Source organism: Promicromonospora sp. NPDC057488, from assembly GCF_042802395.1.
Taxonomy (GTDB): Bacteria; Actinomycetota; Actinomycetes; order Actinomycetales; family Cellulomonadaceae; genus Promicromonospora.
The window spans coordinates 1-4,954 of record NZ_JBHVEG010000283.1; the positions used below are offsets into that span (position 1 = coordinate 1).

5 protein-coding genes are annotated in these 4,954 nt (G+C 71.3%); 4 read left to right on the forward strand and 1 reads right to left on the reverse strand.

From position 1 onward, the window contains the following. The first annotated feature begins 217 nt into the window (after positions 1 to 217). A complete protein-coding gene (locus ACFU5G_RS29070; RefSeq protein WP_377252468.1) occupies positions 218 to 1,432 on the forward strand; it encodes a S8 family peptidase in 1,215 nt (404 codons plus the stop codon). Between the two features lie 152 nt (positions 1,433 to 1,584). Continuing rightward, a complete protein-coding gene (locus ACFU5G_RS29075) occupies positions 1,585 to 2,508 on the forward strand; it encodes a heme A synthase (protein WP_377252470.1) in 924 nt (307 codons plus the stop codon). 19 nt (positions 2,509 to 2,527) lie between these two features. Here ACFU5G_RS29075 and ACFU5G_RS29080 read toward each other — a convergent pair whose 3' ends face one another. Then, positions 2,528 to 3,001, reverse strand: coding sequence for a LuxR C-terminal-related transcriptional regulator (locus tag ACFU5G_RS29080; protein WP_377252472.1), 474 nt, complete (start codon positions 2,999 to 3,001; stop codon positions 2,528 to 2,530). A 74-nt stretch (positions 3,002 to 3,075) separates the two neighbouring features. Here ACFU5G_RS29080 and ACFU5G_RS29085 point away from each other — a divergent pair, with 74 nt between their 5' ends. Continuing rightward, positions 3,076 to 4,071, forward strand: coding sequence for an ATP-binding cassette domain-containing protein (locus tag ACFU5G_RS29085; protein ID WP_377252474.1), 996 nt, complete (start codon positions 3,076 to 3,078; stop codon positions 4,069 to 4,071). Continuing rightward, positions 4,068 to 4,889 carry an ABC transporter permease gene (locus ACFU5G_RS29090; protein WP_377252476.1) on the forward strand — a complete coding sequence of 274 codons (822 nt, stop codon included), beginning with the start codon at positions 4,068 to 4,070 and terminating at the stop codon, positions 4,887 to 4,889. Before ACFU5G_RS29085 ends, ACFU5G_RS29090 begins: the two co-directional genes overlap by 4 nt. The last annotated feature ends 65 nt before the right edge of the window (positions 4,890 to 4,954 follow it).

Below are 4,954 nucleotides of genomic sequence, written 5' to 3' on the forward strand. Positions count from 1 at the left end.
GGCACAGGGCTGTGCCGACCTCGATGCCAACTGCCGACCCCACCAGACCTGCCGCCGTCAGCGGCACTGGCATCTCCCCTGGCCTCCCGGCGAACTGCCCGGTTTGGGTAAGTAGATCCCCAACCCCATACCCGGGGAGTATGACCAATTCGTAGGGTATGCGGGTGAAATTTGCCCATTTAGGGTTCACTTCACCTACATTCCCCAGGGAGGCAGCGTGACTTCCACTCACAGCAACCGTCGTCGGCTGATCGTCGGTGCCGGCATCGCGATCGCCCTCGCGGCGGCCCCGGCGGCAGCGGCCATGACCTCGGCGGCACCGGACGAGGCGCCAGCGCCCGTCGCGGGTGCGCTGATCGAGGACTCGTACATCGTGGTCCTCAAGGACAGCGACGTCAGCAAGAAGCAGGTCCGGAGCGCGGCCAGCAGCCTGGTGCAGGAGTACGGCGGCGAGGTGCGCCACTCGTACACCAACGCGGTGCGCGGCTTCTCGGCGTCGATGTCGGCGGAGCAGGCCGAGCGGCTCGAGGCGGACCCGTCCGTCGCGTACGTGGAGCAGAACCGCGTGATGACCGCGTCCGACACGCAGTCGCCGGTCCCCTCCTGGGGCCTGGACCGCATCGACCAGGAGAGCCTGCCCCTCGACGACTCCTACACCTACGGGAACTCGGGCTCGGGCGTGACGGCGTACATCATCGACACCGGCATCCTGAACAGCCACGAGGACTTCGGCGGCCGCGCGGTCAGCGGCACCGACACCGTGGACGGCGACGACGACGCCACCGACTGCGCGGGCCACGGCACGCACGTCGCGGGCACCGTCGGCGGCTCGGCCTACGGCGTGGCCAAGGACGTCTCGCTCGTCGGCGTGCGCGTGCTGGACTGCTCCGGCTCGGGCTCCTTCGACGGCGTGATCGCCGGCATCGACTGGGTCACGGCCGACCACGAGGCGGGCGAGCCCGCGGTGGCCAACATGTCCCTGGGCGGCGGCTTCTCGCAGGCCGTGAACGACGCCGTCTCCGCAGCCGTCGCGGACGGCGTCACCTTCGCGCTGGCCGCCGGCAACGACTACGCCGCCGACGCCTGCGACGGTTCGCCGAGCTCCACCCCCGAGGCGATCACGGTGGGCGCCACCGAGGACACGGACGCCCGCGCCGTGTACTCCAACATCGGCACCTGCGTGGACATCTTCGCGCCGGGCACCGACATCACGTCGGCCTGGTACACCGGTGACAGCGACACCAACACCATCAGTGGTACCTCGATGGCCACGCCGCACGTCGCGGGCGCCGCTGCGCTCGTCCTGGGCGGCAACCCGAGCGCGACGCCGGCCGAGGTCGGTGACGCCCTCACCGGCGCCGCGGTGCAGGACGCCGTGACCGACCCGGGCACCGGTTCGCCGAACCTGCTGCTCAACGTCAGCGGTCTCTGACCGTTCAGCTCCTCCTCGTCACGGTCTCGCAGGGGTCCCGGCATCGCGCCGGGGCCCCTGTGGCGTTCCTGACAGGTAGTCGGCAAAGAATCACACCTGGAGCGGGACCAGCACGGGAGGCGTCGTCGCCGGCGGGCACTAGCGTGGGACCCGTGACCGCACCCGCCGCCCCCACCTCCTGGATCGACGCGCTCCCCGGCCGCGTGGACCGTTTCCGGCGCTGGACCCGCGCCGTCCTGATCGCGAACCTGATCGGCCAGATCGGGATCATCGGGACCGGCGGCGCCGTGCGCCTGACGGACTCGGGGCTGGGCTGCTCCACGTGGCCGCAGTGCGAGCCGGGCAGCTTCACGCCGGTGTTCCACGAGGCCACCACGCTGCACCCGTACATCGAGTTCGGGAACCGCACGCTGACCGGCGTGCTGGGGGTCGTCGCGGTGCTGCTCGCGGTGCTGGTCTGCACCGACCTGAAGCGCACGGCGTCGTACCGCATGCTCGGCCTGGTGCCGATCGTCGGCGTCATGATGCAGGCGCTGATCGGCGGCATCGTGGTGCTGCTCCACCTGCACCCGGGCTGGGTGTCCCTGCACTTCGCCGTCTCGGGCGCGCTGGTCGCCGCGTCCCTGTACCTGCTGCACAGGCACGGCGAGGGCGACAGCACCCCCCGCCTCGTGGTGACGCCGCAGGTGCGGAACCTGACCTGGGTGCTGGCCGGGCTGACCGCCGTCGTCGTGGTGCTCGGCGTGCTCACCACGGGGGCCGGCCCGCACAGCGGCGACTCCGAGGTGGGCTACCGGTTCGCCATCGACCCCGCGATCCTGACCAAGTGGCACGCCGCCGCGGTGTGGGTGTTCATGGTGGCGCTGATCTCCGTGCTCGTAGCGGTCCGCCGCGGGCCCGACACGGTGCGCCGGGCCGCCGTGATCCTGCTCGTCATCACGCTGGCCCAGGGGCTGATCGGGTACGTCCAGTACTTCACGGACCTGCCGGAGCTGCTGGTCGGGCTGCACATGATCGGCGCGGCGGCGCTGATCGCGGGCACCACCCGGGTGTGGCTGACGACGCGCGTGCGCTGAGCGGGCCGCGCACCAGCCCCTAGTCCGCGTTCCGAGCGCTGCCCACCAGGCCGTGGTCATAGGCCGCGATGACCAGCTGCGCCCGGTCACGGGCGTGCAGCTTGGCCAGCAGGCTGCCGATGTGAGACTTCACGGTCCCCATGGAGATGGTCAGCGCCCGGGTGATCTCGTCGTTCGATAGGCCCCGGCCCACCTGGGTCAGCACCTCGGTCTCCCGGGCGGTGAGCGGGTCTGCTCCGCCTCCGGTGGGTGCGGCGGTGTGGTGGGGCGGGTCGTGCGGCGTGGGCCGGTCCAGGTAGTGCGCGACGAGCCGGGTGAGGATGCTCGGTGCGAACAGTGACTCGCCCGAACGGGTACGCCGGATCGCGTCGACGAGCAGCGCGGGATCAACGTCCTTGAGCAGGAAGCCGCTCGCGCCGGCGCGCAACGCGGCGTGGACGTACTCGTCGAGCTCGAACATGCTCAGCACGAGCACCCGTACCGGAGCCGTCATCGGCGGGTGGCCCGGCGCGACCCGTGACAGCGGTCTGACAGCCCCGTGCGAGCCCTCCCCCACAGGCTGGAGACATGAACACGAACGCGATCGAGGCACAGGGCCTCGTCAAGATCTTCGGCGACAACCGCGCCGTGGACGGCGTCGACCTCACCGTCCGCACCGGGACCGTCTACGGCGTCCTCGGGCCCAACGGCGCGGGCAAGACCACGACCATCCGCATGCTCGCCACCCTGCTGCGGCCCGACGGCGGCGAGGCCCGCGTGCTCGGGTACGACGTCGTCCGCGACGCCGCCGCCGTGCGCTCCCTCATCGGCGTGACGGGCCAGTACGCCTCCGTCGACGAGACGCTGAGCGCCACCGAGAACCTGGTGGTCTTCGGCCGCCTGCTCGGCCTGTCGTCGCGCGCCGCGCGGGCCAAGGCGGCCGAGCTCCTGGAGGAGTTCTCCCTGACGGAAGCCGCCAAGCGGCCCCTGCGCGACTACTCGGGCGGCATGCGCCGTCGGCTCGACCTGGCGGCGAGCCTGATCGCCCGGCCGCCGCTCATCTTCCTGGACGAGCCCACGACCGGCCTGGACCCGCGTACCCGCAACCAGATGTGGGACACCATCCGCCGCCTGGTCGCGGACGGCTCCACCGTGCTGCTGACCACCCAGTACCTCGACGAGGCCGACCAGCTCGCCGACCGGATCGCCGTCATCGACCGCGGCAAGGTAGTGGCCGAGGGCACCGCCGACGAGCTCAAGGCCACCGTGGGCGCCCAGTCGCTCCAGGTCGGGCTGGCCGAGCCGGGCGACCTGGGCACCGCCCTCAGCCTGGTGCAGCAGGTGTTCGGCACCGCGGGGACCGTCGCCCCCGAGGGGCTGCGCATCACGGTGCCCGTCCCCCACGCCGAGGCCGTCGCCGACCTGCTCGTCCGGTTCCGCGAGGCGAGCGTGGCCATCGACTCGGTCAGCCTCGACAAGCCGAGCCTGGACGAGGTCTTCCTGACCCTCACGGGCCACGCAGCCGACGACGACGCCGTCGCGGCCGGCCCCTCCTCCGACCACACCGAGAAGGTGAACGCATGACCACCGCGACCCTCGCCCCAGCGCCCAGCCCCGTCACGCCTCGACCGGCACGGATCGGGCTGGCCACCACCGTCTCGCAGTCGGTCACCATGGCCTACCGCGGGCTGCTCAAGGTGCGGCACACGCCCGAGCAGCTCATCGACGTGACCTTCCAGCCCATCATCTTCACGCTGATGTTCACCTACCTGTTCGGCGGCGCCGTCTCGGGCAGCGTGGCGGCCTACCTGCCGCTGATCATCCCGGGCATCCTGGCGCAGACCGTCATCACGGCCTCCGTGGTGACCGGCGTCCAGCTCCGGGAGGACATGGACAAGGGCGTGTTCGACCGGTTCCGCTCTCTGCCGATCGCCCGCATCGCACCGCTCGCCGGGGCCCTGCTGGCCGACACCGTCCGCTACGTCGTCGCGACCACCATCACATTCCTGACCGGCATGGTCATGGGCTGGCGTCCCGGCGGCGGGTTCGGCGGCGTGGTGCTCGCCGGCCTGCTCGTGATCGTCTGCGCGTGGGCGCTGAGCTGGATCTTCGCCTACATCGGCGTGATCGCGCGCTCGGCCACGTTCGTGCAGGGCGTCTCGTTCATGGTCCTGTTCCCGCTGACGTTCCTGTCCAACGCCTTCGTCGAGGTCGACACCCTGCCGGGCTGGATGCAGGCGTTCGTGAACGTGAACCCGGTGTCGCACCTGGTCTCCGCCGTGCGCACGCTGGCGAACGAGGGCCTGGTCACCGCCGACGTCGGCTGGACGCTGCTCAGCGCCGCCGTCGTCGTGGCGATCTTCGCGCCGATCGCGGTCCGGGCCTACCTCCGCAAGGCCTGACCCCACTGCCGCCGTCGCGCACGGCACCGAACGTAGGGTTGGTCGCTCCATGAGGGCTCATGGAG